Genomic DNA, 26,477 nt, shown 5'->3' on the forward strand with positions numbered 1-26,477 from the left:
CGACCGAGCCTCCCGGCGCCGCGGGCTACATGGAACTCGGCCGGCACGGCGCCGAACTGCCGTTCCAGGTGCTGCCCGAGCGGGAGGAGAAGAACGGCGTCGCCATCGCCTTCAACGAGTCCTTCGGCGGCTGGACCAAGCCCTGCACCGACCCACGCCTCTGCGCGGCCATCGCCGACCGCCTCACCTTCAACAGCACCGTCATCGAAACCGGCACCGACTCCTACCGCCTCGCCAGCACCCGTGCCTGAGCCGAAGAACCTGGCCAAGGCCGGCTGATTCACTGGAAGTCGACTCGGCCAACGGTGCATCTGGCCCGGGGATAGGGTCGGCGGATGCGGCAGTTCACGGATAGTGAAGCCTTGTCGGGGATCGTGCATGAGGCACTCGGGGCGGAGGCCCGCGTCGTCGGAGCTGACCGGTTGCGCGGCGGGAGCAGGAAGGGGGTCTACCGGGTTCACACGTGTGGATCACGTGCAGCAAGTGTGATCGTCTAAGCGTGTCGGGAGTGCTCAAATCTTGCTCGTTGAAGATGACCTCGGTAGCCCTGTTGTAGAGCCAGATAGTCCTTGGTGGAGAACAGGTCCTCGATGTCGGCCGTCTCCGGGAGCCCTTCGATCTGGCCGATGACGATGATGTGGGACGTGTCGACATTGACGGCCTCGGCAGCGCTGAGAATCTTGACGGTCACCTTGGTGGTCTCGGCTCCGTCGATGAGTGCGCGGACGGACAGCCGGCGTCCCGTGACGGCGATGAAGTCGCTGCTGCCGTCCACGGCCAGGAGCGGGCCAGCTCCGAGGAACGGACGCTGCGCCACGGATTGTCCGAGCGCCGCTTCCACCGGAAGGATCGTCTTGGGGTCCGCGGACAGGCTGACCGAGGTGATGACCACACCCAGGTTCGGAAGCGCACCGGGCACCTCTTCGTCCACTCCACCGTCAACGAGCACGCCAACGCCACCGCGTGGAATCACGGCGACTACACCCACCAGAGCGACCCCGCCGCCTTCGGTGTCGGCGTACAAGTGAACGAGCGGTACCGGTTCGACGGCGCGGAGACCCGAGCGCCGCCGGCAGATCCTGGACGAGAAGTACGCGGGTATCGGGATCAGCGACCGAGGAATGACCAGCGCCGTTGCCTACGCGGCGCAGGTTCCGGCTCGATCTCTTTCGCGGCGCGGAGCGATCCGGTCCGGCGCCAGCCCCACCTTGTCGGGGTGTACAGAAGCGGCCAGCGCGTTAATGCTCGTCGCGGCTATAACCTGCTCGGTCTCGGTCTGGTCGGTGCCACCGTGGTCGAAGACGTCCAGGACCAGACCGTGGCTGTGCCGGATACCGGGACGGGCGACTGAACGAGCGGATACGGTTCCGCCATGACGAAAACCGCCCGGACCATGAAACGTACGGGAGCCCTCGTCGCGGCAGCCGCCGTGGCCGCGCTCGCCTTCCCCGCCCAGGCCCACGCCGCTGCCGTCGCCTGCGGCGGCGGGGTCTCGACGCAGAACATCGGCGCCCGGGGCTGTATTTCCGCCGAACGCTGGAAGGACGGGAAGATCTTCTGGCGCGACATCACCGCCCACGCCCTCATCACCAACTCCCGCTCCCACGCCTCATGGGTCGAGTACGAGGCGTACCTCCACGTGCAGGGGGACGGCGACGACTGGATGAAAATGGGCAGCGGCCGGACCATCGTGCAGCGGCGTTCCACGGTCGGCCCGATCGCCGTCGCCACCGCCACCCGCATCTGTGGCCCGGTCAAAATCACGATCCGCGTCCACGTGAGGCCGGCGGGGGGCGCCTGGTCGAACTGGTCCAGCGCGGCGACCTCGCAGTGCCAGACCTGACGCTGCCAGACCTCGCACACCGCAGCGCCCCCGCCTCCGCGACCAGGAGGACGGGGGCTCTAGTACCAATGTTGTGTAGTAGGTCTGCAGCTGATGCGTCAAGCCGACTGCAGCAAACACGAAGCCCCTGCTAGAACCGTGTTGACCAAGATCATTGCTAAGCAGGAGCTCCGTTGGATGCGGGGCCGCACCTCGACGCGGGCCCAGTCGAAGATCCGTTGGCCGTAAACTCAGGCCCGAGGAGATCTCCTACTACATCGCCCACTGTCCCGCCGACATGACGGTGGACGAGCTGATCCGCATCGCGGGCAGCCGCTGGGCAGTCGAGGAATGCTTCCAGACCGCCAAGCAGGAATGCGGCCTGGACGACTACCAGGTCCGCCGCTACCCCGGCCACCACCGCCACATGACCCTGGCCATGGCCGTCCAGGCTGTCGGCCGGGCGCTGCGGATGCAGCCCGGGCGAGGGGAAGACGGCCAGTTTGGTCGTCCCGGTACTGCTCGGTCCGGGTGAGACGGCCGACAGCATGCTCACCTGGCGGGCGTTCGGCGGGTTGGCCAGGCTTTTGGAAACGCTCCGGGCACACGACGCCCGCATCCTGGAGACCCTCGCCGAACCGCAGGCTCCCAGCCGCTCGGCCAAAGGGCGGGAAGCCGACGGTGAAGCCGGGGCAGGGGCCGAGGGCAGAGGCGGCGTGAGCGGGCCGCGAAGGCGCTGCTGAGGTTCAGCACGCCGCGCGACCCGGCGCAGCTTGCCGCGTTCATCAACCTGCGGGTTCTCAGCCCGGAACACGAGCACTGGCGGCGCGGCATCGAGGCCGCGGTCATCTACGCCCGCGAACACGGTGACCTGAAGGTGCCCTTCACCTGCCGGGTGCCCGGCGGGGTGGACCAGGCGGTGGATGCCGAGAGGTGGCCGGCTTCGCTCGCGAACTTCCCCCTCGGGCAATTGGCTTTGTTCATTTCCAGGGGCAGCGTTTGTCGGTCGCTTTGGACAGCAGGTGGCAATCAGCCGCGTCTCTGGATGTTCACGATTTTTGACACAACGGATACCGGAGGGGTAGCCAGCCACTTCCTGGGGTGCCGCGGGCAGGGCGAAGGTCAGATTCCTGGTCCGTAGCCGGGGTCCGGGTGCTGTCGAGGGGTCCACCACTCCAGAAGTCCCCAGATTCCGAGCGCGAAAGCCGTCACGGCTGCGAGTGCCGCCACCCATGGCCTGCCCGTCCAGCGTGTGGTCAGAGCCCAGGCCAGTAGCGGAACCAGGGCGCCGCCGAGCACGACGAGCGGAAGATCGACGAATATCACGCTCAGGTCACGGGCATGTGCCTCGAACCCGCCGTCGATGCTGAACGCGGCACGCGGCGCCCACACAAGCGCCGCGGTGACCGCCCCGAGGCCTTCCAACTCGTCCGCCAGCACCTGGAAGCCGACGGCGCGCTGCCTATGACGCCGGGCGACGTTGTACGGCAGGGCGAGGATCTGGGGCGGTGGACACGAGCACAGCAGCTCGGCTGGAAACGGCTAGAGGCCTGGTTTGGCCCTTGCGGCCCCGATTCGTCCGATTCGAATTGGGGGGAGGGTTCTCCTCCTCCGTCCACAGGTCAGCGCGCAGACCATGCGGGAAAGACGCCGCGAGTCACACGGCGCCATCGTGAGGGAGAGTCTGATGGCGTACCTGCCCCCGTACCGCACACCCCTGCCCCCAAGCAGGTGGAGCGGGGCTTCGACCACCTTCCGGCGCTACAGATGGGTGACGGCGTTCATGAACAGCGATCTGGGCCTGGCGGCCTGATCAGCACACCTGATCGCCACCCTGGTCCCCGACGGCGTCGTCGGCCAGTACCACGGCGGCCGTGATCCGCTTGCCGACTGGCTCCCGGTGCATCTCGAAGCTGCGGCAGACCGCCACGACAATCTCCAGCCCATGCTGGCCCACCCGGCCCGGGTCGGACGCCTGGGGGACGGGCAGACACGGCTCGCTGTCCCACACCGTCACTTCCACCGCACCCTCACGTACCTCCAGTGTCAGCAGGCACGGGCTCGGCGCATATTTGCGGGCGTTGGTGACCAGCTCGCTCACCACCAGCTGGACTATGACCTCCGCGCGGGCAGACACCGCCATCCCATGTACCAACCGCACATCTGAAAGAAACGACCGGGCCAGGTCGCGGGCCGCGGCGATGTCCTCGCTGCCCTGGAACGGCGCGGAAACCGCCACTGAACGGTCCGCGGACGGCTGGGACTCGTTTTTCCCAGGCGTGTCCATTGGGTTCGCCTCACTTCCGAAGCGTTGTCCTTGCCCGGCCCGCCTACCCACCAACCGCACCCTCAGCACCTGCTGAGGTGAAGTCTCTTTCCTGTATTTTCCAGCGGATATAGCCGCTGAGGCAGGAAGAGAAGGAGGCGCGCCGTGGACCGACAGGCCAGAACCACACATGTGTATTACTGACCATCGCCCATACCTCTGACCTGCGCCTTCGCTATATCTCTGCGGCCTGCCACACACCGAGCGCACCGCCCAGAGCATCGTCACCGGCCTCGAACAAGTCGGCTTCCTCAGCCCCCAGCGCGACGGACGACAAACCCGTTACAGCCTCCACCTCGACGGCACCCTCCGCCACCCGGCAGAAGACCGCCTCCCTGTCCGGGACCTGCGGGTATACCTCACCAGTCACTGCAGTCCGACACCGATGCTCGACGAGCTGTAGCAGCACCACTGTGGGAGTGAATGCCATCGGTGCGGCCGGCGGCGCGGGAGTGGTGTGCGGGCTGGTGGTGACGCGTTGCCCCTGACACGGGTCGTGGTCAAGGGGAGACACGCCGGGTGGATGCACGCCATCCCGGCGATGTCGTCCACTCTCAGGCCGGTGGGCTCCGCCCAGTGGAGTGGAGGCCGAGATCGGTGTTGTCCACTCCCGCCCGGTGGACTCCACTTTGTGGTGTGGAGCCCACCGAGTGGAGTGGATGCGCGGCATCGCCGGTGAGATGCACCGCATCGGATGCGCGGCATCGGATGCGCGGCATCGAAAGCTGCTCGGGCATTGCCGCCTGCTGGTGGCGGGCGACGTCGTACGCCCGGCCGCGCGTGGCGACGGTGGATGTGGTCCTCCCCCTCCCCCACGACCGATATCAGGCCGGCCAGCGCCTACGGGGCGGCGGTCGAGATGACGCGGGCCGCCACCGGATCGGCCCGGCCTTCGACGTCCGTCGAGAACACGATCACCACGCCTTCCGTGCTGGCACTGTACCGCCCGGTCAGAACCCATCGTACGCAGGTTGCACGGGATCAGTACGCTGACCGTGCGGAGCTAGTACGTTTCATCGGTTAAGGTGAGGTCGGAGGTGCTTCATGTCGGAGTTGTTCGACGCAGTGGACGCGCTGGTGGCGTCCCGGTCACCGCTGCCGCCGCCGGCAGAGCGCAGGCGGCTGCGCCAGGCGCATGCGCTCACCCTCGACGAAGTAGCCGCCGCCCTGGGCGTGCGCCGCGCGACCATCGGCGACTGGGAGGCGGGCAAGACCGAGCCGCGACCGCCGCAGCGGGACGCGTACGCGCGCCTGCTAAAGCAGCTCACGCAGCTTTATCCCGCCACGGAAAGCACCGGCGGGCCGCAGGAGCACACCGCTGCGCCGCAGACCCCCTCCACAGTGCCGAAGGCGCCGCCTGCGCCCACGGGCCCGGAGCCCGCTGCCGCGGCCCCCGCGGCGTCCGACACCACCGCGCCCGCTGCCCCCGCTGCTATCCGCGCCCCGGCGGCGACGTCTCGGCCGGCGCCCGCCTCCCGCCGCACGGGCACGAAGAAGGCGGCCCCGGCAGACCAGCCCGCGGTCAGCGGCGCGTACGCGCACGGGCCGCTGCTCGTCCTCGACGCCGACTCCGACCGGAACGTGACCGGCTACGGCATCGGCGGACTGATCCTCGACGTGCCCGCCAAGTCCCTGCCCGCCCTGGTCGAGTGGACGCTGACCGAGGGGCGGCTCGGGGCGGAGCGGCTGCACGGCTCGGGTAAGGACGCCGATCCGCTGCTGGTGCTCACCGAGGCGGCGTGCGAGCGCTACGGCCTGCCCGCCGCGCTGTCGCACGAGGAGCGGCTCGCCGGGCGGCTCCCCCAGGGGCACAAAGCCGTCAAGCACCTTGAGCGCGCCGAGTGGAAGCTGACCAAGCGGGGGCTGGGACCGTGGGCGCGGATTTACCGCCCCGCCCACGGCGGGCGGCGACAGTGCGTGCAGCTGTGCATCCCTTCCTGGGGCGCCCTCGAGGGCCGCGCGTGGGGGCATGCCGCCCAGCTTGAGCCGGCGGAGTTGGCGCAGGTGCTGGGTGCGTACGCGACGCGGGTGATGACCCCGGTCGGGTCTGCGGCCGTCACTGGGCTGCAGCTGATGACCGCGCTCAACCCGCCGACCCGCGCCGGCCAGCCGGACGCCGACGGCAGGCGCCACTCCGAGCACCGGCCCGGCTCTCTCGGTACCGAGCCGATGAACCCGGCGCCGTGCGAGGCGACCGACGGGCACCCCGTCCTGGCCGACCTGCCCCGTTTCCATGTCCGCGGCCCCGACGAGAAGCTGTTCGAGGAGGCCTACGACTGGGCACGGGACCTGACCGACGCCGAGTGCATGAAGCGCCACCTGGTCGGCCTCGATGTGAACCTGGCGTTCGCCGCAGGCGCCAACGGTGCCGTCGTCGGCCTGGCATCACCGCCTGTCCACGTCACCAACCCGGTCTTCGATGCGGCGCTGCCCGGCTCGTGGCTGGTCGACCTCTCCCACGTCGACGCGTCCCGGGTGAAGGTGGGCAAGCAGTGGCGGGACCTCGACGGGGACCTGCTGCCCAGCCCGTTCACGCCGACCGGCCGGCGCCCGACGGGTCCGGCCTGGTACGCCACCCCGACGGTCGCCTATGCCGTCGAACTCGGCTACGACGTCGCCCCCTCGGAGGCGTGGGTGCGCCGCGAGAGCGGCCGCTTCCTGGACGGCTGGTACAAGCGGCTGCGCGATGCCTACGTCACCACCATGGCCGAGTTGGGTGTCGCCGAGAAGCTGCCCCCGGGCGAGTTCCTGGAGGCGATGGACGGCTACAAGAGCCGTGATCCTGAGCTGGGCATCGTCGTGGACGCGGTCAAGATGACCGTCAAGGGCGGCATCGGCAAGCTGCGGGAGAAGGCCCGCGGCGGCGGCTGGAAGCCGGGGCAGCCATGGCCCGCTCTGTCCCGGCCGACGTGGCGGCCGGACATCCGCGCCGCGGTAATCTCCCGGGCCCGGATCAACATGCACCGCAAGATGCTGCACCTGGCCGCGGCCACCGGGCGGTACCCGGTCGCGGTCCTCTCGGACTGCGCCGTGTACGCCGCCGACGGACCCAGCGCGCTGGACGTCCTGCCCTACGACACCGACGGCAAGACCGTGCCCGGCTCCTTCCGGCTCGGCGTCTCCCCCGGGATGGTCAAGCACGAGGGCACCCAGAGCGTGCTGTGGGGCGCCAACGTCCTCGAGGAGCTCGCCGGTGACGGCCACGTCGCCAACCTCGCCCGCTACATCAAGACCGGCGAGGTCACCACCAAGGACACCGGAGAATAGGTCGGTTACGGCGATGGTCACGATCGGCGAAGAACTCGACAAGGCGGTGCAGGGCGCGTTCACGCGCCCGATCCCGAAGACCGCCGGGGCACAGATGCGCTACCTGGTCAGGCAGCACCAGCGCAGCACTAGGCGCGTGGCCGACCTGCTCGGCATCAGCCAGCGCACCGTCGAGCGGTATGTGAAGAACCAGATCAAAAAGCCCCGGCCGGAACTCGCCGACCGTCTCGAGCGTGAGGTCCGCGTGCGTTGGCAGCCGCAGATCAGGACCAAGGCCAAGCAGACCGCGGCCACCACCGGCGGCATCATGATCGACGTCCGCGCCCGGTTCGGCTACACCGCCGCCCCCGGCAGCACCGACGACGCCCGCGTACGCCACCTCACCCTCGCCCTGCCACCCCACCACACCGCACGCCTCTTCCAGGCCCAGGAAGCCGGGCTCACCGACGACCAGCTCCGCCGACTCGCCGCCGAAGCACTCGGCGAGGTCTACTTCCGCGACAACGGCCGCCGCGCCCACGGCCTCGAAGTCGAGCTCACCGACCTGATCGACCTCGAATTCGAGCTGTAGCCGGGCCGTCGCGCGTGCGGGCTCGCCTCGGCGGCACTATGGCGGCCGGCCTCTGGGCAGGGACCCGCTCTCCCCGAGGGCGAGCGCGGGTCGCGCTTCAGCGGGTAGGGCCTGCCCAGATCGGCGCGTGGGGCACCAGCTCAGCGCCGCGCAACACCCTCGGCATGCGCGCTTTGGCCCTGTCGGCATGCGCTGGGGAGCAGGTCCCGACGCTTTGGCCCTGTCGGCATGCGCTGGGGCGCAGGTCCCGACGGTTTGGCCCTGGAAGCGCACCCCGACCCGATCCGTCGGCGAGCAAGCGGCCGCCAGTGCGGCGGCAGGTCGACAAGCCGTGGACAACGCGGCGGCGTCAACGGCGGTGTCAAGCCCCGAAAACCCGGCGCATGACGCCGCAGGGGTGGCTCCGGCCTACTGGAACCGAGGCCAAGGGCACCAGACGGGCGCCCTTCACTACCAGCGGGAGACACCCATGGCTCACAAGATCCAAAAGAACTCCGTCCGCCTGAGGGTCGCGACGATCGCGGCGGCGGCCGCGGCGGTCACGGGAGCCGTCGTCCTCCCCGCCACCACCGCGATAGCGGCACCGACGACCGAGGTAACCACCGCCCCGGTCGACACCGGCGCGCCGGCGGATCCGGTGGACCCCCCGATGGGCCCCTTCCCCGCAGACCCCCCGCCCCCGGCCGACCCTCCGACGGAGCCTGACGCGCCGCTGGAAATTCCCGACAAGGCCCCGCCCAACCCCTACGAGGAGCCGGCCGACCCCCCGGTGGTGACCTGGGGATATACCCCTCCGGCGGAGCCGCTGGACATTCCGGAAAAGGCCCCGCCGAACCCCTACGAGGAGCCGGAAGGCCCCCCGGCAGAGCCCGAGCAGCCCAAGCAGCTCGAGCAGCCGGACGAGCCTGTGGACCCCAGCACCATCCTCGAAAAGGGCATCACGGGCTGACTGAGACCGACGACGGCGGTGAGCCGGGGTCCTGGTCCCCGGTCCTCGCACCGTCCCCAGACAGCCGGCCGCAGGTCCGGGCGAAGGCCCGGCAGAAGGCGGCGACCACCGACGGCATCGTCATCGACACCCGCGCCCGCATGGGCTACACCGCGCCGATCGGGTCGACGGACCAGGACCGCATCCGGCACCTGACCGTCGCCCCGCCGCCCGTCTACGCCGCCCGCCTCTTCGAGGCCCAGGAGCAGGGTGCCAGCGACGCCCGGCTCCAGGAGATCGCGACCGAAGCGCTCAAGGAGGTGTACCTCCAGGACTGCGGCCGCCGCGCGGCGGCCTGGAAGAGGTCCGGTTCACGGACATCGCGCACCTCGAGTTCGACCTGTAGCAACCGCGCCCCGCACAGGCTACGAGCCCGGGCTGTGACTGAGCGCTTCACCTGGCGGTTGAGCGCTTGAGTCGGCGAGTGTCCTGCGAAGCAGGTCTCGACTGGTTGCAACTCAAGGTTGGCCACTGCCCGCAGCTCCGTGGGACGGCCCGGCGTCGACGCACGGCCGGCTGCCCGTTGCAGGATGAGTACGAAGACCTGCCGACCTGAGTACTCCCGCGCAAGCGAACCGGCGCCGGAGCCGATTGGCTGTACCCATGCACGAGACGACCTTCCTGACCACGGACCGCGCCGCCGCGACCCCTGTCACCGACGTGGTGTTGCGGTGGGTCACGACCCTGGCGCTGGCCCTGATTCCGATGGCGTTTCTCTTCGGGGCCTTTGCCGGGATGGCCGCGGAGGTTCACTCTCGAACCGTGGCGGTCGTCACGGTCTGCTGGTTTGGGTCCTGGACGGCTACTCCACTGCTTGTAGTGGCCTTCTGGCTGTGCCGGCGCCGCCCCGCCCTGGCCAGGGCGGGGCGCTGGGCGGGCTGGGTCGCACCGGTCCCGCCGACGGTCACGATCCTGCTGGCCCTTGGCCTGTGAACGGCGGCCTTGCAGCGGGTGCGGATTGCCGCCCGCCGGTTCGTCAGCGAAGACCGGCCGTCTCATCGGCGTTGCCCTCTGCCCACGTCGCCAAGCGACCGCTCACCCGCCAACTGAAGCGCTCAGTCGCACGGACCAGTTGGTCCGGGGCACTCGCGTTTCCGGTGGCCGGATGGCTACCCCGTCGACGCTGTGGACCAGGAATGCTGTGCCTTGCCCGACGCCGATCAGTGATGCGAGGCAGGCCCTCGCAAGGCGACTTTCGCTTGAGGGCGTTGGGGTCAGTTGACGCGCCGCCAGATCTGGGGGGTGACGCGGCAGAACCTGGGCGGGAGCGGTCTGTCCTAGAGTGCCGCCCGGCTGCTGCCTAGTGCCGCTGGATGCAGGCGGTGGGAAGTTGCTGTGAGGCTAAGGAGGGCATCAGGGCCGTCATCCCGGAATAGTCGGACCAGGCCACCAACCGGAGGAAGAGAGGTTCCGGAGGCGGCCGGCCCGTCAGCCACGACGCCGACCTCTACGAGGAGAGGAACACCGTCGAGCGCCTGATGAACAAGCTCAACGCCTGGCTAGGCATCGCCACCCGGTACGACATGACGCCGGACAGCTACCCCGCCGGACTCCACCTGCGCGCCTCGATGATCTGGATCAAGCACCTCACCCGACGCGCCTCTTGAGCACAGCCTTGTCACCCCCTATGGACGGGCGTAAGGCCGCGTCATGACCTCCATGTTGTGACCGTCCGGGTCGCCGAAGTAGGCGCCGCGACCACCGAACAGGCCGTTGATCCGGCCGGGCTCGGTGTGGCCGGGGTCGGCGTAGTAGGTGACCCCGACCGCCTCCAGGCGGGCGATCACAGCGTCGAACTGCTCGTCCGGGATGAGGAAGGCGTAGTGCTGTGACTGGATCGGCTCGTTCCTCTTCTCGTAGTAGTCGAGCGTCACGCCGTTGCCGAGGTCGACGGGCAGGAACGGCCCGAACGGGGCGCCGACCTTCAAGCCCAGGACCACGGCGAGGAACTCGGCAGACAGGTACCGGTCGCTTGCGTAGACGGCAGTGTGGTTCAGCTGGACGCCAGCCGTCGGCAGCTCGGGTTCATGCGGGTACTGCTGGTCATGGGACATCAGGGGTATATCTCCGGTCTTGGGATCCGCTGGAACGAGGCGCCGGATGCGGGCGCCGGGAGCTAAGACTCGAAGAAGGGGGGCGGGCCTCTTGCCCGCCTCGGGCTCACGCCGAGGCCGGGAACCTCACTCGTGCGTGGCCCATGGCCGACCCGGCAGTCACCCGACCGACCCTAGCGATCACCACAGGCGGGGACAACGCCATTCATCAGCCACGCTGCGGCCAAAGATCGAGCTGCCGATGGAATCCGGCGCAGCACGGTCATGAGTGGAGGCAGACGGCGAGGGGCGGCGGTGAGGGGACCGAGGTAGACATATCCGTGGGCTACTGCCTCCAGCCCGCCGGCCAGGCCGCGGCCAAGCCCTACACACTGCTCGTCAAGGCGCTGGGCCGCTCGGCCAAGGTCGCCGTCGTCAAGTACGCCTGGTCGGGCCGCGAACGCCTGGGACTGCTGCGGGTCCGCGGCGCCGTCCTGGTGCTGCACTCCATGCGCTGGCCCGATGAGATCCGCGACCCCACCGAGCTGCTCCCGGCCCCGGTGGAGGTCAGCGAAGAGGAGATCAAAGGCGCGCTCGCGCTGATGGACACCATGACCACCGACGACCTTGAGGGCGAGGCCTTCCAGGACCGCTACACCGAGGCCGTCGCGCAGATCATCGAGGCCAAGCGGGAGTCCAGGCCGCTGCCCGAGGCGCCCGAGCCGGAAGAGCCCGCCCAGGTACTCGACCTGACGGCGGCACTGAACGCGTCGGTGGAAAAGGCGAAGGCCACCCGCGAGGAGACCGGCCCCGCCGAGGTGCACGAACTGCCGAAGCCGAAGAAGGCCACCGCGAATAACTGATCGTTTCAGAATGAGTTGAGCTGGGGGTCTTGCGCTCGGCGATCTTGGTCGGCAGGGTGTCCGGGGTGCGTGTTGATCTTGTTCCTGACGACCTGTGGGAGCGGGTGGCTCGGCTGCTGCCCCCTGCTCCCGAGCGGCGCCGTCGCCATCCGGGACGGTTGCGAGTTCCCGACCGAACGGCGCTTGCTGGCGTCATGTATGTGCTGCGGACCGGTGTTGCCTGGCGTGACGTTCCCGCAGAGAGTGTGGGCTGCTCCGGTGTGACGGCCTGGCGTCGACTGCGGGACTGGACCGATGCCGGTGTCTGGCCCCGCCTGCACGCCACCCTGCTGGGCGAGCTGCGCCGCGCCGACCTGCTGGACTTGGACGACTGTGCCGTGGACGGCTCTCACATCCGGGCTCTCAAAGGGGGGACCACGGCGGTCCCTCACCGGTCGACCGGGCCCGCCCCGGCTCCAAGCACCACCTGATCGTCGACCGGCACGGAACCCCGCTCGCCGTCACGCTCACCAGCGGAAACCGGCACGACGTCACCCAGCTTCTGCCCCTGCTGAACGCGGTTCCCTCGATCCGGGGCCTGCGGGGACGCCCTCGGCGCAAGCCCCGGCGACTGTACGCAGACCGGGGCTACGACTTCGACAAGTACCGCCGCCTGCTGTGGAAACGCGGCATCAAACCCGTGATCGCCCGACGTGGTACCGCCTACGGCTCCGGACTGGGCAAAGTCCGCTGGGTAGTCGAGCGCGCCTTCGCCTGGCTTCACCAGTTCAAACGACTCCGCATCCGCTACGAAAGACGTGCTGACCTCCATCAGGGCCTACTCGAACTGGCCTGCAGTCTCATACGCCTTCGCCGCCTACGGACCTCGTTGTGAAACGATCAGTCAGTCGCCCAGGACCCGCTCCCACAGCAGCCCGTCCCGCCAGCTCCCGTCGAGAAAGATGGACGAGTGCGCGACGCCGTACGGGCTGAACCCGTTGCGGCGTAGCACCCGTTGCGACGGCAGATTCTCCAGATTGGTGGACGCCTCAGCGCGGTGCAACCCGAGTTCGTCCGTCATCACCTGGAGTACAAGCCCGACGGCGCGCCCGGCGTGCCCTTGATTCTGGGCGACGCTGGCGATCCAGTATCCGACGGAACCGCGGCGAAGGTGGGGCTGCGGCAGGATGCCTCCGACGGTGACCTGCCCGATCACCTGGTCGTCGGCGAGTACCACGCCCGGCCAGACCGTGCCGGCCCGGTATCCGGCCAGCAGCCTGTCGATCCGCTCCGCCTGACCCTTCGGGGTGAAGAAGTCGGCCGGCTGGGCAGGTTCCCATGGCCGGAAAGTCTCGAAGTCCCGCACCCTATGCGCGGCGATCGGGGCGGCGTCGCTGAGCTCTATCAGGCGGATCCTGGTGCTGTTGTACATGGGCTGATCCTCGTGGCGGTGCGTCGGATGAGACCTGCCAACCTATGCGAGCCGCAGGAGCCAACACTTCTGGCCAAGCGCTTCATTCTGAAACGATCAGTAAGGCCACCGCGAAGAAGCAGCCGGCCAAGAAGACCGCGGCGAAGAAAACGGCAGCGAGAAAGACAGCCGGCCGGCGTCCGCGCAGCGCCTGACCCCAGGAACCGCCCGGGCGAGGCGCCCGATGCGGCCGGCGTCCGAGGACCGGCCCGGCCGGAGCAGCCCCTCGAGTAATCGTCAAGACCTGTGGATGGGGTGGGGTGTCGCCTCGCGTTTCGCCGCGATCGCGCCGAGGGGTGGCTACGTCGCTCCGCAGACCGTGGCCGCCTCAGGCGAAGTCTGCTGCGGTGATGCCGTCGGGATGTCCGGACGGCCACTCCACCAACTCGATCCGGTAACCATCCGGGTCCGTGAGCCACGACGTCTTCGCGAGCGAGCGGTCCAGGTCGGTGACGCGGTAGGAGACGAAGAGAGTCTTCACACGGCCTCCTCGGGTCGACGCACCCGGTAGCGGAGATGAGTGACGTCTCGATCCTCGAGCCGTCGGACGAGGTCGAGTTCGATGTGATCACCACCCAAATGGTCGCACAGCCGTCGGCCGTCCCCGAGGAGCACCGGAACCAGGTGGATCTCCATCTCGTCCACCTGCCCGGCTCGCAGAAGTGCTTGGGCCGCCCCCGCCCCATGGACCATGACCGGCCGGTCTCCTGCGGCTGCGCGAGCCTGCCGGGCGCAGTCCTCGGCATCGGTGACGAAACGCGCGTGGCCGGGTGGCACGTCCCCGTCATCCACCTGGTGGGTGAGTACGAAGATGGGCACGCCGTCGTGGTGGTCGCCCTGCCAGCGTCCGGCGAGCTCGAAGGTCCGACGGCCGGAGATCACCGCGCCGGTCGCCAGCGCTTCGCGGTAGACATGGCCGCTCGGACCGTCCGACTCCCGGTCGTCGAGCCAGTTGAAGAGCCGTCCGCCGTCGCGTCCGAGCTCCTGACCTGGCCGATCGTCCGGGCCGGCGATATAGCCGTCGAGCGACATCGACATGTACAGCCGAATCGGATTGTTCACCCTGAACTCCATCTCTGCGCCATGACACCGGGATCCGGCGTTTCCCGATCCGCCGACGGTGCGGGCTTGTCCTAAGGAAAGACCTCAGCCACCGGCAAACTCATCGGTCGGGCGCGCCAGCCTGCCGCCAGGCTGAGGGGGTAGGAGGCATGACCCGTGGATCAATCGCGGTCGTTCAGGCCGCGTGGCTCTCAGAGCGTTCGACCAGCACTCCAGTGCGACTTCGTGATCTAGCTGGGCGTCGAGGTAGTGGTAATCCCCATCAGGAAGGCCGATCACCAGGCCGCCGTTGTGAACCCTCGCGGGGAAGGCCCAGTCCCCGCTGCAGGTGCGCTCCGGATCGTCCGCTTCCACGATCTCCTTGATCTGGGCCAGCTGTCCGTCGTCACACTGCAGCCAGCCCCTGACCGAGACCATGGTTCCCATGGCCGTTGCTCCTCATTCGTGCGCTTGACCTTGACGCAACGGCAGGGTTTCTACTGGCGGCATGCGAATCGGAGAGATCGCCGCGCTCCTGGGGCTCACCACCCGGGCGATCCGGCACTACCACCATGTCGGGCTGCTTCCGGAACCGGAGCGGCGCCCCAACGGCTACCGGGCCTACAGCGTCCGCGACGCCGTCCTGCTCGCCAGGGTGCGCCGACTCACCGAACTCGGCCTCAGCCTCGATGAAGTGCGCGACGTCCTCGCCGACGATGCCGAGCGCGAACTGACCGAGATGCTGGAAGAACTCGACGCCGACCTGGCCCGCCAGGAAGCCGACATCAAGGAGCGCCGCCGCCGGCTCAGCGCCCTGCTCGCCGAGCCGCCCGGCGCGACCGGGCCCGTCTCGCCCGCCCTCGCCGCGCTGCTGGCACAGGCCCCCCGAACAGACTCGCCGAGCGCGGCCAAGGACCGCGAGTACCTCACGCTGCTGGACGCCACCAGCACCGGTAGCCAAGAGATGCTCGGGCTGCTCGGGACGCTGGTCGCCGATCCCGCGGTCGTCGAACTCTATGAGCGCCTCGACGGGCTCGCCGAAGCCCCCACCGACGATCCGCGGATCGCACCCCTGGCAGCCGACCTGATGGCAGCCGTCCCCGAGGAACTGTTCGCCGCGATCCCCAAGGACGGGGTGGTCGTGACCGGGTTCAAGGAGGCGCTGCTCGCCGAGTACACCCCGGCGCAGGCGGAAGTCGTGGGCCGGCTCATGGCGGCTTTCGTGGAAAAGGGCCGGGGATGAGTGGCCGGCCAAGGGGCGTACGGGCGGCGCGGGTCGCAGTAGCTGCCGTGCTGCCGGGGGAACTGGCCCTGGTGGCCTGCCTGGTGGCCGGTGTCCGGCCGCCCGGTTGGGCGCTGGCAGGCGCCGGGACGCTGGTGTTCGCAGTGCTGCTGCTGGAAGTTTGGGTGCTGCGCTCTCTGTACGTCGCCGCGCGCGCCCGCGGCGCGGACCGCGGGGCGGCGCGGCAAGCCGCCGTACAGGAGGCGGTACCGGTGACGGTCCGCCGGCTGGTACACCACGAGCTGCGCGCCCTCGCCTCCCTGGGGCGGTGGGTCCGGCGCCGCACGCACGGGGTACGCCCCGGGGACCTAGCTGCCGCGTACACCGGGCCACAGACCGCGATGATGTACGGGCTGCTCTTCGTGATGGTGATCGAGACGGTGGGCCTGGCCTTCCTTGTCCCTTGGCCGGCAGTCCACCGGGTGATCCTGGTATTCGACCTGTACGGCGTCGTCCTCGTACTGGCACTGCACGCCGCCTGCGTCACCCGACCGCACGTCGTGCGCCCCGACGGTTCCCTGCGGATCCGCTACGGAGCCCTTTTCGACCTCGCCGTACCACCGGACGCGATCGCCTCGGTCCGGGTCGACCGGCGCTATCCCGAGGGCCGCCTGATCACCCTCTCCGAGGACGGGGTCCTCGACCTCATCGTGGGCGGCCAGACCTCGGTGACCCTGGAGCTGAACCGGCCGCTCCCCTTCACCCGCCCGCTCGGCACGACGGAAGAGGCCCACACCATCCGCTTCCACGCCGACGACCCGCGCGCACTGGTCAGCGCACTCCGTCAGCCCGCCTGAGCACCCAGTTCGGTCTTCGCCGCGACGTGACGCCGGGCCCGTCCCCGAGATCGCGAAGAAGCTGGTCATCAAGACAGGGAAGAACGCAGGCGAAAACCCCTCGGTCGCCTCGCTCTACCGGGTGCCGGCCGAAGCCGAAGAGGCCGCGGCGGACGACGGGCCGCCACTGCGGCCCAAGCCCGTCCGCATCCGCCGGCCGTCAGCGTTCGCTCCCCCAGCCAAACGTCGCAATGACTGAGTATCGATTACCTACGACACACGTGCAGGTTGACACTACTCTTCGAAATTAATATTTTGCGCTCTGAAGGAATCGCAATGATGAGAAAGTTTTTGGCGATCAGTGCCATGATGGGGAGTCTCGGCCTCGGACTGGTCGGGCAGGCGAATGCTGCTGATGCGCCGTCACCCGACCCGTTCGTGAAGGACATCAAGTGCACGGGGAACTCGCAGGTAGTGGGCCACTATGCCAATGTTGCGTGGCCGTACCCCGTGGACATGTATGTGGACCGGTGGGGGGCTTGGGCCGTTGGCGGCTCGGCGGGTAAGTGGTCGTACGGATCGGCTGCAGCCCCGTTTTACAACAGCGGTAATCTCGAGGCCTTTTCGGCGAAGTCCTGGTACGTTGAGTCAACTGGAAAAAGGTTTCCGTACATAGAGAGCCACACCAGGGTTTGGCTTCCGCCGAGCTGGGAGACGGAAATGCACATATCCTGCCCTGTGGGTTGGACATGGAGCGTCAATTAGGCCCTTTCGGCCCTACACTCCCAGGTAGTCGCCGGTGACATGCCGCTTTACCCCGGCGATAGAGAAGCATGACTCCCACGCCGGGAGTCATGCTTTCTTTCAAGGTTCATCTGCGTGAAATCCTCAAGCACATACCGGCCGGTGTGTGCTGTGCCGCCGACCCTGACCGATTGCCACCGAAGATTGGCGGCACCGGACACCCTGACGGAACCCGTTGAGCTCTGGCAGCCGGCGCAGGCGTGCGGGCTGGAAGACGGTTCGGCCCGGCGACGGTCTGATCAGGGTGCATACGCCCTGCCCCGACCGAAGTCCTACTCCACCGATTGACCCAGTTAGTCACTCTGCAAATGGACCGCATGTCCGGGCCACTAGCTGCATGGGCTCGACACCAGTGCGGCTGAGACCGCGAACGCCCCCCGCCGGGGATCTCGAGGTCGACACTGGAGCCTGCTTCGGGTTTCCGGCCCGTACCTCCCGGTCGGCCGGACTGAGTGAGAGGACAAAGATCTGCTGTGAAGGCGTGCGGAGTGTCCGGGGCCGAGGGGGAAGTCGCCCTGCTGGAGTTGCCCGAACCGTCATCTCCCGGGCCCGGTCAGATTCTGGTGGCGGTTGAGGCGGCCGGGGTCGGCCCGTGGGACGAACTGTTGAACGGCGCCGGCTGGGATGTGGGGCTGCGCCCCCCGGCAGCGCTCGGAGTGGAGGGCGCGGGCAAGGTGCTGGCCGTCGGCATGGGTGTCACCGAGTTCGCCGTAGGCGACCGGGTGCTCGCACACGAGGCCCCGCTACCCGGGGGAAGCGGCTTCTGGACCGAACGCGTTCTGATCAACGCAGATCACGCGGCGGCCTGCCCACCCGGGCTGGGCTCCGTGCACGCGGCGGCGCTGCCGGTCAACGGACTCACCGCGGCGCAAGCCCTGGAGAAGCTGGACCTCGGCCGAGGACAGCGGCTGCTGATCACCAACGGAGGCGGGGCCACCGGAACCCTGGCCATCCAGCTCGCTGCGGCCAAGGGCATCGAGGTGACCGCGACCGCGTCTCCTGCCGCCGCAGAGCGCCTGCTCGGTCTGGGAGCGATGGAGGTGGTCGACTACCACGACCCGAACTGGCCCTCCACGGTACGCGGCGGGTTCGACGCCGCCCTCACCATCGCCGCCGGTACGGCGGACGCCGCTCTGCCCTTGGTCCGGGACGGCGGCCGCCTGTGCTCCTTGACCTCGGACGCGCCTGCGGAGGAGCGAGGCGTCACGAGTTGGGACCTCTACCTCGAGCCCAACGCCGCGCAGCTTGTCCAGCTGGCGGAGCAGGCCGCCGCGGAAACCCTGAAACTCGCGCCGGAACCCCTGCCGCTGAGCGAGGGACCGGCTGCGTTCGCCCGGGTGGTTACCGGACGGGCCGGTGGTAAGAAGATCGTGCTCACCCTTCCATGACCCGTCCGGGTGGCCTCTGAGCACGCTGGTTGGCACGTGAGCGTGATGGCTGGCTCCGCAGGGCGGCGGGCGGGGCTCCCGCCGGAGGCGTTACGGGATCCCGTCACTAGGCTCCAGCCCTATGACCAGTGATCTCGGGTCCACCTGCGCGTGCTGCGGAGCCCACCACTCTGAGCCGCCGATGGACTACACGGCCGAGGCCCCCGCCGTATGGGAGCACGGTCAGGCACCCAGCGTGCAGGAGGTCGGGGAAGGCGTCGGACTGCGGAGCCGCTCATCGGTTCACCACCAGCTGGTCGAGCTGGAGGCGAAGCACGCGATCCGCCGCGAACGCGGCCGGTCCAGAGGAATCCGCCTCACATGACGACTGCCGGGCGATTTCACGTGCTGCTCGCTGCCGAGGACCGGCCGGTACTGCACGGCTGGTGGAACCGGGAGGCCACCGCCCGGGGCACGTTCCGGCGCGGGATCGGCGTGTACGGCGACATGGCCGGCGCCCGGATCATCCTCGCCGACGACGAGACCACACAGGTGCTGGCAGCCTGGCCCGAGCAGTAGGAGACAGGCCCCGTGTGCCGGGTGGTGGCGGAGGTGGGGGTGTCCCCAGGCCGCGCGGTGGGTCTGCCGCTGCGCGGCTGTAGGCGCCGTGATGTCGGCGGGCGGGGGTGACGGTGACGGGTACGTTCGGGCAGGTGTCGAGGACCCCGGCGAGGGCTGCCTGTTCGGTGGCGTCGATGGTCAGGCCCCACCGGGTCTTGTCGGCGACCCAGTCGGTGGCGGTGCGGCTCAGGGGGCGGTGAACAGAGTGGGGAAGCGGGGGGCCAGCCATGGCTTGGAGCCCCAGGCGAGGACCTGTCCCAGTGCCATGGCACGCCAGGGGTTGCGCCGGCCCAGCGCGATGAGGAGGAACGTGGTCGGCTCGATGAGGATGGTGCACTCCGTGCGGTGCGCCGGTGGGCCCGGGGTCACCTGCACGGCGCCGTCGGCGAGGGACACGCCGAACGTGTCGCCGCCACGCAGCCGGATCCGGTACCTGGCCGTCAGACCCGCGGTCGCCGCGGTGTCGGCGACGCGCGGCATGACCGAGAGCATGAACGGCATGCACAGTCCCACCCGCACGGGGTCGATCATGTGCGGGCGGCGCAGCGCGCGGGCGAGGTCGTATCCGTGGCCCAGCATGTGCGTGAGCAGGTAGGACGCGAGGACGGACCGGCGCATGGGGCCCAGTGGTGTGGCTGGTGCCGGTCCGTCGGGCGTGGGCCCGGTCATGACGTCGAGGAACGCCTCGGCCTGGTCGGTGATGATCCGTGCCAGGGGCTCGGCCCCGCGTTCCTCGAAGGCGGTGAGCGACTTGGCGTTGGCGACGGCCAGGCTCTGGGGCGTGCCGTCCCCGTAGGGTCGCTCGCGCCCTGCGGCGAGGTCGGCCATCAGTTCGTTGGCCAGAGCCAGATGGGCGGCCACCTCACCGACGGTCCACTCCGAACCCGGGACGGGCAGTGCGGTGCCGGATGTACTCCGCAGGAGCGCGGCTATGTCCTCGGCCGTCTCTCGTATCGCCTGCCCGAGCCCTTCGGGCAACGGTCCCGCGCTGTCCTGTTCCACCGTCTCGTGCACGCTGCCTGCGCTCCTCCCGCCGCCAGGCACCGCATGCCGGTGGCGCGGGTACCCAACCAGACCCGGGGGGCGTACGGCAAGACCTTCGTCCGCCGGGCCTCCGTGCATGGCATTGGCCGGGCCCCAGAACGATGTGCCGTCCGTCTACGGGTGCCGGTTGTGTACGACAAGAGCACCTACGACGTTCCCGGGACGGTCACCGCCGCTTCGATCCGGCTTCGGCTGCGTACATCGGTTCGCTTCAGGGCCACGGATACCAGCGCTGCGAGTCGCCGCCGGAACACGAGGGCAGATTGACCCGATCGTTCTTCATCCGCCCCAGACAGGAGAATGGATAGTAGTCGTTCCGGATCGCCAGCGTCGTACTGCTCTCCACGTGCCAGAAGGCCGCCGGGTCCGACGCGGAGCATGAACGCATCGCCGGCTGCCCGCTGCGCACCGTCAGACACAAACCGGTCGCCCTCTGCCGCAGCGCCGTTTTCGGGACCTCCGGATCGTAGTACCACTCCTGGTAGTAGCCATAGTTGCAGGTGGTGACGTACACGCCGTAGTCCGACCGGTAGTCCAGGCACGCCTTGGGGCCCGCGAAATTCCCGAACGATCCGGCCGTCGCCGCAGCGTTCGCCGGTGTGCAGCTCAAGGCCAGCGCGATGCCGGACGCAACCACGGCCGCCAGCCACTTCGACAGCACAGCACTTCCCACCCCTCTGTCTTCGCAGTCGGGTTGCCAGCATAGAAGGCCCCGCCCCCGCCAAACAGCCCATTACCGGCGAACTTCACACCTGGGCGGACGCGGCAGCCGCACAATTGCTCACGGCTACAACGAGTTGGCCAGCCGCGAGCTGGCCCGAGAGACGTGGTCGCGAACCACGCGCATCGAGTATGCGCCCGGAAAGGCCCGCGACGACCTGCAGCTTCCGGTGGAGGTCGTGACGACAAGGCCCTCGCGCAGCTCGACGCTGAGCCGAGCGAGGGCCTTCCACGACGGGGCCCGGCCGTCGGACCGGGCCGGTGATCTGCTGCAGCTGTGGCGGCTCCGTCGAGAAGCCCCGGCTGCGACTCGCCTGATCTGCCTGCGACTTCATCCAGCCTATGCGCTGACCGTTTCGTCCCGGACGGTGTGGGCGCGGGCCACGAACGGGCGGGATACGACGGTGAGGGCAACGGAGGTTGCGGCCACAGCGGTGATGGTCGCGGCCGGGGTGACGTACTGGGCGGCGCCGCCGGCGATCGCGGCGCCGATGCCCTGCCAGGTCATCCGGCCGGCGGACTCGACACCCTGGACCTGGCCTCGAACCGGATCCGGCGTCAGCGCGAGAAGCTGCTCCTGGAGTGGCAGGGTGGCGGCGAATCCGGCACTGGCGATGAACACCGCGGCCGTCGCCAGCGACAGGGGCGGGTGCGTGGCGAACAGCAGGTACGGGGCGGCGAGCAGCAGTCGCAGGGCGAACGCGTACCGCCGTCGCTGCTCGGCGGTGAGCAGTCGCCCGACGGTCAGGTCACCGAGGAGCATGCCTGCCGATCCGGCCGCCAGGAGGGCGCCGGCGTGCTCCGGGGCATAGGAGATGAACAGGGCCTCGCAGCCGACGATCAAGCCATTGGGGACCCACAGGTTGAGCAGCAGCGCGCGCCGGCCCGAGTGGGAGAAGAGCGCGACGTTGGCCGTCCAGGTCTGGCGCAGTCCGGGGCGACGGGTCAGGCGGATCGAATGTTCCCTGACGGTCGCTGACACCACGATCAGCCCCGCCCCGGTCAAGACCGTCGCGGTGACGAAGACGCCCTGCGGACTCAGGTACCGCAGCAGTACGGCCCCGATGGCATAGCCGATGACGGCCATGCCGCCCGAGGTGATGTTCATCAGTGATCGTGCCAGCGCATACGCCGATGCCGGCACCACCTCGGCGAGCAGTCCCATTCGGGTTCCGGTCCCCAGGGACTGCAGGAACCCGAGCACCAGGAGCAGACCGAATCGGGCGGCCAAGGGCAGCCCGGGGACCGCCTGTGCGGCGACGCCCACCAGCGAGACGCTATGGAGCACGACGAGAGTCCGGCGCGGACGGTTCCCATCAGCGACCGACATCAGTGTCAGTGCACCGAGGACCGTCGCGAACGTGGCGCCGTACATGCTCACGGCCGTCAGAAACGGGGACCCGGTCTGGTGATCGACCAAGGTGCCCAGAGCGAAGCCCGACAAGGTGCTCGCGGCGACCGTGAGAGTGAAGCCGGCGTACAACCCGGCGAACTCCCGGTTGCGAAGCAGAGCGAGGTAGCCGGTGGTGGGAGACGTGATGGACTCGGAAGTGTCAGAAGGCATGAAAAAAGCCTCCGAACGCACCGGTTGGGGCGCCGAAGGCCAACGCGTTCATTCTAGCAGACTGCGGCCCAGCCCGGCCCACGCATCGGCGTGCCATCCGTGTGGATCGGCGTGGGGCCGCCCCGCGGGCCACCACGAACCGGGGCCGCCGGCTGACCGTGCCTGTGCCACCGCCGTGTGCTGGGTTTGCTGGCTCGGCAGACGAACTCGTTTCCCGAGCAGGGCCTTCAGCATGGTCGGTGTCGACCCGGCCGAGCGCCGGAGAGTGCCCGCTTCGGCGTGCAGCAGACCGTCGGCCCCGAAGGAGACGCATGTCGCAGTTCGCGGACACCACACATCGACTGGTCCCCCGCCGGCAGGTTGGACGGCAGTTCAGTTTCCTCGGCTTCTGGCCGCTTGGTCTGCCTCCTGCGGCTCTGCTGCCCTCCCCGGTACCAGGACGCAACTGGCTGCCTGCGACGGCGGAAACAGCGCCGTCTGCACCCAGATCGCCGGTGGGGAGGGCGAGTTGAACGGAGCGGTGAGTTAGGACCGCAAGGTCCTCAAGCCCGACGCCGGGCGCCTGTGCGCCGCCCGCCGGGCCCTCATCGAGGGCGCCGAGAACGGCACGCTCACCTGCACCCCTAGCTGAGGCTCTCCGGGCCGAGCACATCGTCGGCGAGCGGCGAGCCGGATGCAGTGTGCGGGCCGGGTACCGCAGCAGGCAGGATGGGGCCATGACCGAGATCCACACTCCCCGTCTTCTCCTGCGCCGCTGGCTGGACGACGACCTGCTCCCCCTCTCCGACGTCCACGCCGATCCCGATGTGATGCGGTGGATCGGCGACGGCGCGCCGCGCTCGCTGGAAGAGACCGCCCAGGACATCGAGGACTGGGAGGAGGAGTGGGACGACGAGGGGTTCGGCGTCTTCGCCGTCGAACTCCTCGGTTCAGGGGAGCTTGCCGGGGCGGTAGGCCTGTACCGCGCGGACTCCCCGCCCGCGATCGCGGATCAGGTGGCGATCGGCTGGCGGCTCGGGCGCCAGTTCTGGGGGCAGGGCTACGCCTCGGAGGCGGCCCAGGCCACACTCGAGTTCGCCCTGCAGGACCGCGGCCTGGACCGGGTCGTCGCGGCGTGCCGGACCGGCGACACCGCCTCGGCGAACGTGCTGGGCAAACTCGGCATGCGCGAGACGGGCACCACCCAGGATCCGAGCGGCGGGTACGACCTGCGGGTGTACGGGATCGATCTCACGGAGTACGAGGCGTAGCGGCAGCGGCAGCGGCTGCGCGCCCTCAGCCCCCGAGCCCCTGGGCTCCTGGGCTCCTGGGCTCCTGGGCTCCTGGGCTCCTGGCCTCCCTAGGCCCCTAGGCCCCCGAGCCCCTAGGCGCCTGGGCCCCTGGGCCCCTGGGCCCCTGGGTGACGTCGTACCCCGGCCCCCGGTCCTCTCCCGGGGCTGCCTTCGCCGGAAGTCGTACGGCCGGCGTGTGACGGACTTGCCGCGTCAGTGGACGGGGTACGAGGCCCGATCGCGGTGACGGCCGTGCCGCCCGTCAGGTGCGCGTCGGCACCGGCTTCGGCTCGGCGGGAAGCGCTGCCGCGCGGCGGGGAAGCAACAGCGGGGTCGCAAGTACGAGCACGCCGGCCAGGCCGATGGCCGTACGCGGGCCGAGCAGGACGCCCAGGCCGCCCCAGAGTGCCGTCAGGAGCGCGGTGGAGGCCTTGGTCGTCACCGTCCAGGCGGTCAGCGTGCGGGCGACGCGGTGGTGCGCGGTGCGTTCGAGGCGGTAGGTGGCGTAGACGGGGTTGAAGACCCCGCAGCAGGAGATGAGCCCCAGCTCGACGCCCATCACCAGCAGCAGCCCTCCGGTTCCCGGTCCCGGGAAGGCAAGGCCGACGGGCCAGAGCGCGCGCAGCGTCCCGGACACGACCAGGACCCGGTGCTGCCCGAACCGGGTGACGAGCGGCCGGGCAAGCCGCGCACCGAGCAGGCCGCCGATCGAGGGCACGGCGAAGGCGAGGCCGTACTGCCACGGAGCGAACCCGAGCCGTCCGAGCATCTGTACGGCCAGCAGCGGCTCGGCGGCCATCACCAGGCCGTTGAACAGAACGGTGTTGCAGAAGAGGGGACGCAGCGTCGCGTCGGCGAGGATGTACCGCCACCCGTCGAACAGGTCCCCGGCCCGCATGCGCGCGGCGTCCCGGCGCTCGGGCGGGGGCTCGTGCCCGCCGATCGCGCCGATGCCCAGGGCCGAGATCAGGTAGCTGACCGCGTCGGCCACCACCGTCGCCACCGGGCCGAGCAGCCCGATCGCCGCGCCGCCCAGCGGCGGCCCGATGATCGTGGTCGTCCAGGCCGTGGACTCGAATCGGGCATGGGCCACGAGCAGGTCCTCGGCCGGTAGCAGCGTCTTCAGGTACGCGCCGGAGGCGGCGCGGAAGGTGACGTCGGCCCCCGCGACCACCACCGAGACCAGCAGGAGCTGCGGGAAGGTCAGCACGCCGAGCGCGAAGGCGGTGGGGATCGTCAGCAGCGCGGCGCACCGCACCAGGTCCATCACGATCAGCACCGGTCGCTTGTGGCGGAACTCCACCCACGGGCCGAGCGGCACCGCCACGGCCGCGCCCACCGCGGCTCCCACGGAGGCGAGCGTCGCGACCTCGGCCGGCCCGGCGTGCAGGACCTCGATGGCGATGAGCGGGAACGCGCCGAACGCGAGCCAGGTGCCGAGCGCGCTGGTCCCGTAGGCTCCCCAGAGCCACCCGAACCGCCGCCCCAGCCGGTGTCCGGGCAGATGTCCCAGACGTTGCCCGCTCCGCATTCCGACGCCCCTCGCCACTCACCCGTACAACTGATCCGCGACCACGGACATCAAAGCGGGCGCTACAGCCAGGGATCAAACAACCGCCGGGGCATCAGCCACAACCAGTGGTTGTGGCCGTAGGGTGTCGGCATGGACCTCGACGCCGTCCGGACCTTCGTCGCCGCCGCCGACGCGGGGCGGTTCCAGGAGGCCGCCGCCGAGCTGGCCGTCACCCAGCAGGCCGTCTCCAAGCGCATCGCGGCGCTGGAGCGCCACCTCGGCGTGCGACTGTTCACCCGCACGCCGCGGGGCGCCGAGCTCACCATCGACGGGCAGGCGTTCCTGCCCCACGCGCGCGAGCTGCTGCGCGTCGCCGAGCGCGCGGCCACATCCGTGCGCACCGGCCGCCGGCCGCTGCGGGTCGACATCATCGCCTCGCGCGGCGCCGCTTCGGGACTGATGCGCGGCTTCCACCGCGCACACCCCGAGGTCGACCTCGACGTGGTCATGCTGTTCGACATCGAGACGGCCGTCGCCGCCATCCGCTCCGGTGAGATCGACGCCTCCTTCCGCGCCGTCACCGTTCCCGGCCGGCCTCTGCCCGAGGACATCGAGGCCGTCCGGGTGCTCGACGAGCCGCTCCAGCTCCTCACCGGCCCCGCCCACGCCCTGACCGGCGCCCGGTCGGTGACCGTCGCCCAGCTCGCCGGGCACCGGATCTGGATGCCGGGCATCGTCCCGGGTACCGAGTGGGCCGCCTACTACGACGACCTCGTCGCCGAGTTCGGGATCACGATCGAGGCGACCGGCCCCAATTTCGGCTCCGACGCGCTCCTCGACACCGTGGCCGACACTCCGGCCCTGGCCACCTTCATGGGCGAACACACCCGTCTCGTCTGGCCCGCCGACCACGGCCTGCGCCGCATCCCGGTGACCGACCCGACGCCCGTCTACCCGCACGCTCTCCTCTGGCACCGCGACAACCCCCACCCGGCGCTGGCCACTCTCCGCAGCCACCTCGCGCGCACCGTCGCCGGCCACGACGCCTCGGGGACCTGGAGGCCGGACTGGGTGCTTCCGCGCTGAGGGCCGCTGTGTCCTCTGCCCCCGGCCGCCTCCGCCGCTCCCGGGACGGCCGTTTCGAGGCCAGGGCG

At 69.7% G+C, this 26,477-nt stretch carries 26 protein-coding genes and 5 pseudogenes; 18 read left to right on the forward strand and 13 right to left on the reverse strand.

What is annotated here, in order from left to right; all coding sequences use genetic code 11:
* Window positions 1-23: 23 nt before the first annotated feature.
* Window positions 24-251, forward strand: a pseudogene (locus ACGFT2_RS06475) (ATP-binding protein); the annotation flags it as partial.
* A 242-nt stretch (window positions 252-493) separates the two neighbouring features.
* Here ACGFT2_RS06475 and ACGFT2_RS06480 read toward each other — a convergent pair.
* Window positions 494-1,024, reverse strand: coding sequence for a hypothetical protein (locus ACGFT2_RS06480; RefSeq protein WP_393274110.1), 531 nt, complete (start codon window positions 1,022-1,024; stop codon window positions 494-496).
* Window positions 1,025-1,372: 348 nt separating this feature from the next.
* On the opposite strand from ACGFT2_RS06480, the gene ACGFT2_RS06485 reads away from it, so the two are divergent.
* Together ACGFT2_RS06485 and ACGFT2_RS06490 are read left to right on the forward strand one after the other, a co-directional pair.
* Window positions 1,373-1,843, forward strand: a complete 471-nt coding sequence (locus ACGFT2_RS06485) for a hypothetical protein (protein WP_393274113.1) — start codon at window positions 1,373-1,375, stop codon at window positions 1,841-1,843.
* Window positions 1,844-2,048: 205 nt separating this feature from the next.
* Window positions 2,049-2,357, forward strand: a pseudogene (locus ACGFT2_RS06490) (IS701 family transposase); the annotation flags it as partial.
* A gap of 587 nt (window positions 2,358-2,944) precedes the next feature.
* Here ACGFT2_RS06490 and ACGFT2_RS06495 read toward each other — a convergent pair.
* The 3 genes from ACGFT2_RS06495 to ACGFT2_RS06505 all read right to left on the reverse strand — a co-directional run bounded on the left by ACGFT2_RS06495 (window position 2,945) and on the right by ACGFT2_RS06505 (window position 4,560).
* Window positions 2,945-3,262, reverse strand: coding sequence for a hypothetical protein (locus ACGFT2_RS06495; protein ID WP_393274116.1), 318 nt, complete (start codon window positions 3,260-3,262; stop codon window positions 2,945-2,947).
* A 373-nt stretch (window positions 3,263-3,635) separates the two neighbouring features.
* Entirely contained in the window at window positions 3,636-4,109 is a 474-nt protein-coding gene (locus ACGFT2_RS06500; protein ID WP_393274119.1) for an ATP-binding protein, read from the reverse strand.
* 214 nt (window positions 4,110-4,323) lie between these two features.
* Window positions 4,324-4,560: a hypothetical protein gene (locus tag ACGFT2_RS06505; protein WP_393274122.1), complete on the reverse strand. Its 237-nt coding sequence runs from the start codon at window positions 4,558-4,560 to the stop codon at window positions 4,324-4,326.
* Between the two features lie 632 nt (window positions 4,561-5,192).
* Between ACGFT2_RS06505 and tap the strand changes: the two genes are divergently transcribed.
* The 6 genes and pseudogenes from tap to ACGFT2_RS06535 form a co-directional block, all read left to right on the forward strand.
* Window positions 5,193-7,415, forward strand: a complete 2,223-nt coding sequence (gene tap / locus ACGFT2_RS06510; protein ID WP_393274124.1) for a telomere-associated protein Tap — start codon at window positions 5,193-5,195, stop codon at window positions 7,413-7,415.
* 13 nt (window positions 7,416-7,428) lie between these two features.
* The gene (tpg, locus tag ACGFT2_RS06515) at window positions 7,429-7,986 is read left to right on the forward strand and encodes a telomere-protecting terminal protein Tpg (RefSeq protein ID WP_393274126.1); all 558 of its coding nucleotides are present in this window, start codon (window positions 7,429-7,431) and stop codon (window positions 7,984-7,986) included.
* 469 nt (window positions 7,987-8,455) lie between these two features.
* On the forward strand, window positions 8,456-8,935 hold the full coding sequence (locus ACGFT2_RS06520; RefSeq protein ID WP_393274129.1) for a hypothetical protein: 480 nt from the start codon (window positions 8,456-8,458) through the stop codon (window positions 8,933-8,935).
* Between the two features lie 65 nt (window positions 8,936-9,000).
* A pseudogene (gene tpg / locus ACGFT2_RS06525) lies at window positions 9,001-9,320 on the forward strand (telomere-protecting terminal protein Tpg); the annotation flags it as partial.
* Window positions 9,321-9,577: 257 nt separating this feature from the next.
* Window positions 9,578-9,907 (forward strand): hypothetical protein, encoded by a 330-nt coding sequence (locus ACGFT2_RS06530; protein ID WP_393274131.1) that lies wholly within the window; start codon window positions 9,578-9,580, stop codon window positions 9,905-9,907.
* Between the two features lie 410 nt (window positions 9,908-10,317).
* Window positions 10,318-10,581 (forward strand): annotated as a pseudogene (locus ACGFT2_RS06535) (IS5/IS1182 family transposase); the annotation flags it as partial.
* An 18-nt stretch (window positions 10,582-10,599) separates the two neighbouring features.
* Here the strand turns inward: ACGFT2_RS06535 and ACGFT2_RS06540 are convergent.
* Complete coding sequence (locus tag ACGFT2_RS06540; protein ID WP_393274133.1) at window positions 10,600-11,028, reverse strand: VOC family protein; 429 nt, start codon at window positions 11,026-11,028, stop codon at window positions 10,600-10,602.
* Window positions 11,029-11,348: 320 nt separating this feature from the next.
* Between ACGFT2_RS06540 and ACGFT2_RS06545 the strand changes: the two genes are divergently transcribed.
* Window positions 11,349-11,870: a Ku protein gene (locus ACGFT2_RS06545; RefSeq protein ID WP_393274135.1), complete on the forward strand. Its 522-nt coding sequence runs from the start codon at window positions 11,349-11,351 to the stop codon at window positions 11,868-11,870.
* A gap of 65 nt (window positions 11,871-11,935) precedes the next feature.
* A protein-coding gene (locus ACGFT2_RS06550) for an IS5 family transposase (RefSeq protein WP_393274926.1) occupies window positions 11,936-12,744 on the forward strand; the annotation gives its coding sequence in 2 pieces (ribosomal slippage) (window positions 11,936-12,275 and window positions 12,275-12,744; 810 coding nt in all).
* Window positions 12,745-12,753: 9 nt separating this feature from the next.
* On the opposite strand, the gene ACGFT2_RS06555 is transcribed toward ACGFT2_RS06550, so the two are convergent.
* From ACGFT2_RS06555 to ACGFT2_RS06570, 4 genes and pseudogenes are all read right to left on the reverse strand, one after another.
* Window positions 12,754-13,281, reverse strand: a complete 528-nt coding sequence (locus ACGFT2_RS06555; RefSeq protein ID WP_393274138.1) for a GNAT family N-acetyltransferase — start codon at window positions 13,279-13,281, stop codon at window positions 12,754-12,756.
* Between the two features lie 367 nt (window positions 13,282-13,648).
* A pseudogene (locus ACGFT2_RS06560) lies at window positions 13,649-13,747 on the reverse strand (VOC family protein); the annotation flags it as partial.
* Window positions 13,748-13,797: 50 nt separating this feature from the next.
* A complete protein-coding gene (locus ACGFT2_RS06565; protein WP_393274141.1) occupies window positions 13,798-14,382 on the reverse strand; it encodes a dihydrofolate reductase family protein in 585 nt (194 codons plus the stop codon).
* Window positions 14,383-14,466: 84 nt separating this feature from the next.
* On the reverse strand, window positions 14,467-14,808 hold the full coding sequence (locus ACGFT2_RS06570; protein WP_393274144.1) for a hypothetical protein: 342 nt from the start codon (window positions 14,806-14,808) through the stop codon (window positions 14,467-14,469).
* A gap of 61 nt (window positions 14,809-14,869) precedes the next feature.
* Between ACGFT2_RS06570 and ACGFT2_RS06575 the strand changes: the two genes are divergently transcribed.
* From ACGFT2_RS06575 to ACGFT2_RS06595, 5 genes are all read left to right on the forward strand, one after another.
* On the forward strand, window positions 14,870-15,604 hold the full coding sequence (locus tag ACGFT2_RS06575; RefSeq protein ID WP_393274147.1) for a MerR family transcriptional regulator: 735 nt from the start codon (window positions 14,870-14,872) through the stop codon (window positions 15,602-15,604).
* The gene (locus ACGFT2_RS06580; RefSeq protein ID WP_393274149.1) at window positions 15,601-16,440 is read left to right on the forward strand and encodes a hypothetical protein; all 840 of its coding nucleotides are present in this window, start codon (window positions 15,601-15,603) and stop codon (window positions 16,438-16,440) included. The genes ACGFT2_RS06575 and ACGFT2_RS06580 overlap by 4 nt, the downstream gene beginning before the upstream one ends.
* A 1,271-nt stretch (window positions 16,441-17,711) precedes the next feature.
* Window positions 17,712-18,611 carry an NADP-dependent oxidoreductase gene (locus ACGFT2_RS06585; RefSeq protein WP_393274151.1) on the forward strand — a complete coding sequence of 300 codons (900 nt, stop codon included), beginning with the start codon at window positions 17,712-17,714 and terminating at the stop codon, window positions 18,609-18,611.
* 121 nt (window positions 18,612-18,732) lie between these two features.
* Entirely contained in the window at window positions 18,733-18,975 is a 243-nt protein-coding gene (locus ACGFT2_RS06590) for a hypothetical protein (RefSeq protein ID WP_393274154.1), read from the forward strand.
* Window positions 18,972-19,169, forward strand: a complete 198-nt coding sequence (locus tag ACGFT2_RS06595; RefSeq protein ID WP_393274156.1) for a hypothetical protein — start codon at window positions 18,972-18,974, stop codon at window positions 19,167-19,169. The genes ACGFT2_RS06590 and ACGFT2_RS06595 overlap by 4 nt, the downstream gene beginning before the upstream one ends.
* A gap of 228 nt (window positions 19,170-19,397) precedes the next feature.
* Here ACGFT2_RS06595 and ACGFT2_RS06600 read toward each other — a convergent pair whose 3' ends face one another.
* From ACGFT2_RS06600 to ACGFT2_RS06610, 3 genes are all read right to left on the reverse strand, one after another.
* Window positions 19,398-20,225 (reverse strand): maleylpyruvate isomerase family mycothiol-dependent enzyme, encoded by an 828-nt coding sequence (locus ACGFT2_RS06600; RefSeq protein WP_393274157.1) that lies wholly within the window; start codon window positions 20,223-20,225, stop codon window positions 19,398-19,400.
* A gap of 241 nt (window positions 20,226-20,466) precedes the next feature.
* Window positions 20,467-20,916 carry a ricin-type beta-trefoil lectin domain protein gene (locus tag ACGFT2_RS06605; RefSeq protein WP_393274160.1) on the reverse strand — a complete coding sequence of 150 codons (450 nt, stop codon included), beginning with the start codon at window positions 20,914-20,916 and terminating at the stop codon, window positions 20,467-20,469.
* A 399-nt stretch (window positions 20,917-21,315) separates the two neighbouring features.
* On the reverse strand, window positions 21,316-22,539 hold the full coding sequence (locus tag ACGFT2_RS06610; protein WP_393274162.1) for a hypothetical protein: 1,224 nt from the start codon (window positions 22,537-22,539) through the stop codon (window positions 21,316-21,318).
* A 716-nt stretch (window positions 22,540-23,255) separates the two neighbouring features.
* On the opposite strand from ACGFT2_RS06610, the gene ACGFT2_RS06615 reads away from it, so the two are divergent.
* Window positions 23,256-23,789 (forward strand): GNAT family N-acetyltransferase, encoded by a 534-nt coding sequence (locus ACGFT2_RS06615; protein ID WP_393274165.1) that lies wholly within the window; start codon window positions 23,256-23,258, stop codon window positions 23,787-23,789.
* Window positions 23,790-24,072: 283 nt separating this feature from the next.
* Here the strand turns inward: ACGFT2_RS06615 and ACGFT2_RS06620 are convergent, their stop codons facing one another.
* Window positions 24,073-25,341: an MFS transporter gene (locus ACGFT2_RS06620; RefSeq protein ID WP_393274167.1), complete on the reverse strand. Its 1,269-nt coding sequence runs from the start codon at window positions 25,339-25,341 to the stop codon at window positions 24,073-24,075.
* A gap of 132 nt (window positions 25,342-25,473) precedes the next feature.
* On the opposite strand from ACGFT2_RS06620, the gene ACGFT2_RS06625 reads away from it, so the two are divergent.
* A complete protein-coding gene (locus tag ACGFT2_RS06625) occupies window positions 25,474-26,409 on the forward strand; it encodes a LysR family transcriptional regulator (RefSeq protein ID WP_393274168.1) in 936 nt (311 codons plus the stop codon).
* The last annotated feature ends 68 nt before the right edge of the window (window positions 26,410-26,477 follow it).

It is taken from the genome of Streptomyces sp. NPDC048514, from assembly GCF_043199955.1.
GTDB lineage: Bacteria > Actinomycetota > Actinomycetes > Streptomycetales > Streptomycetaceae > Streptomyces.

Bases quoted from the DNA above. Each gene is read 5' to 3' on its own strand.
- ACGFT2_RS06485 (WP_393274113.1), top strand. From the start codon at position 1,373: ATGACGAAAACCGCCCGGACCATGAAACGTACGGGAGCCCTCGTCGCG.
- ACGFT2_RS06500 (WP_393274119.1), bottom strand. From the start codon at position 4,109: ATGGACACGCCTGGGAAAAACGAGTCCCAGCCGTCCGCGGACCGTTCA.
- tap (WP_393274124.1), top strand. From the start codon at position 5,193: ATGTCGGAGTTGTTCGACGCAGTGGACGCGCTGGTGGCGTCCCGGTCA.
- tpg (WP_393274126.1), top strand. From the start codon at position 7,429: ATGGTCACGATCGGCGAAGAACTCGACAAGGCGGTGCAGGGCGCGTTC.
- ACGFT2_RS06520 (WP_393274129.1), top strand. From the start codon at position 8,456: ATGGCTCACAAGATCCAAAAGAACTCCGTCCGCCTGAGGGTCGCGACG.
- ACGFT2_RS06530 (WP_393274131.1), top strand. From the start codon at position 9,578: ATGCACGAGACGACCTTCCTGACCACGGACCGCGCCGCCGCGACCCCT.
- ACGFT2_RS06540 (WP_393274133.1), bottom strand. From the start codon at position 11,028: ATGTCCCATGACCAGCAGTACCCGCATGAACCCGAGCTGCCGACGGCT.
- ACGFT2_RS06555 (WP_393274138.1), bottom strand. From the start codon at position 13,281: ATGTACAACAGCACCAGGATCCGCCTGATAGAGCTCAGCGACGCCGCC.
- ACGFT2_RS06570 (WP_393274144.1), bottom strand. From the start codon at position 14,808: ATGGGAACCATGGTCTCGGTCAGGGGCTGGCTGCAGTGTGACGACGGA.
- ACGFT2_RS06575 (WP_393274147.1), top strand. From the start codon at position 14,870: ATGCGAATCGGAGAGATCGCCGCGCTCCTGGGGCTCACCACCCGGGCG.
- ACGFT2_RS06580 (WP_393274149.1), top strand. From the start codon at position 15,601: ATGAGTGGCCGGCCAAGGGGCGTACGGGCGGCGCGGGTCGCAGTAGCT.
- ACGFT2_RS06590 (WP_393274154.1), top strand. From the start codon at position 18,733: ATGACCAGTGATCTCGGGTCCACCTGCGCGTGCTGCGGAGCCCACCAC.
- ACGFT2_RS06595 (WP_393274156.1), top strand. From the start codon at position 18,972: ATGACGACTGCCGGGCGATTTCACGTGCTGCTCGCTGCCGAGGACCGG.
- ACGFT2_RS06610 (WP_393274162.1), bottom strand. From the start codon at position 22,539: ATGCCTTCTGACACTTCCGAGTCCATCACGTCTCCCACCACCGGCTAC.
- ACGFT2_RS06615 (WP_393274165.1), top strand. From the start codon at position 23,256: ATGACCGAGATCCACACTCCCCGTCTTCTCCTGCGCCGCTGGCTGGAC.
- ACGFT2_RS06620 (WP_393274167.1), bottom strand. From the start codon at position 25,341: ATGCGGAGCGGGCAACGTCTGGGACATCTGCCCGGACACCGGCTGGGG.
- ACGFT2_RS06625 (WP_393274168.1), top strand. From the start codon at position 25,474: ATGGACCTCGACGCCGTCCGGACCTTCGTCGCCGCCGCCGACGCGGGG.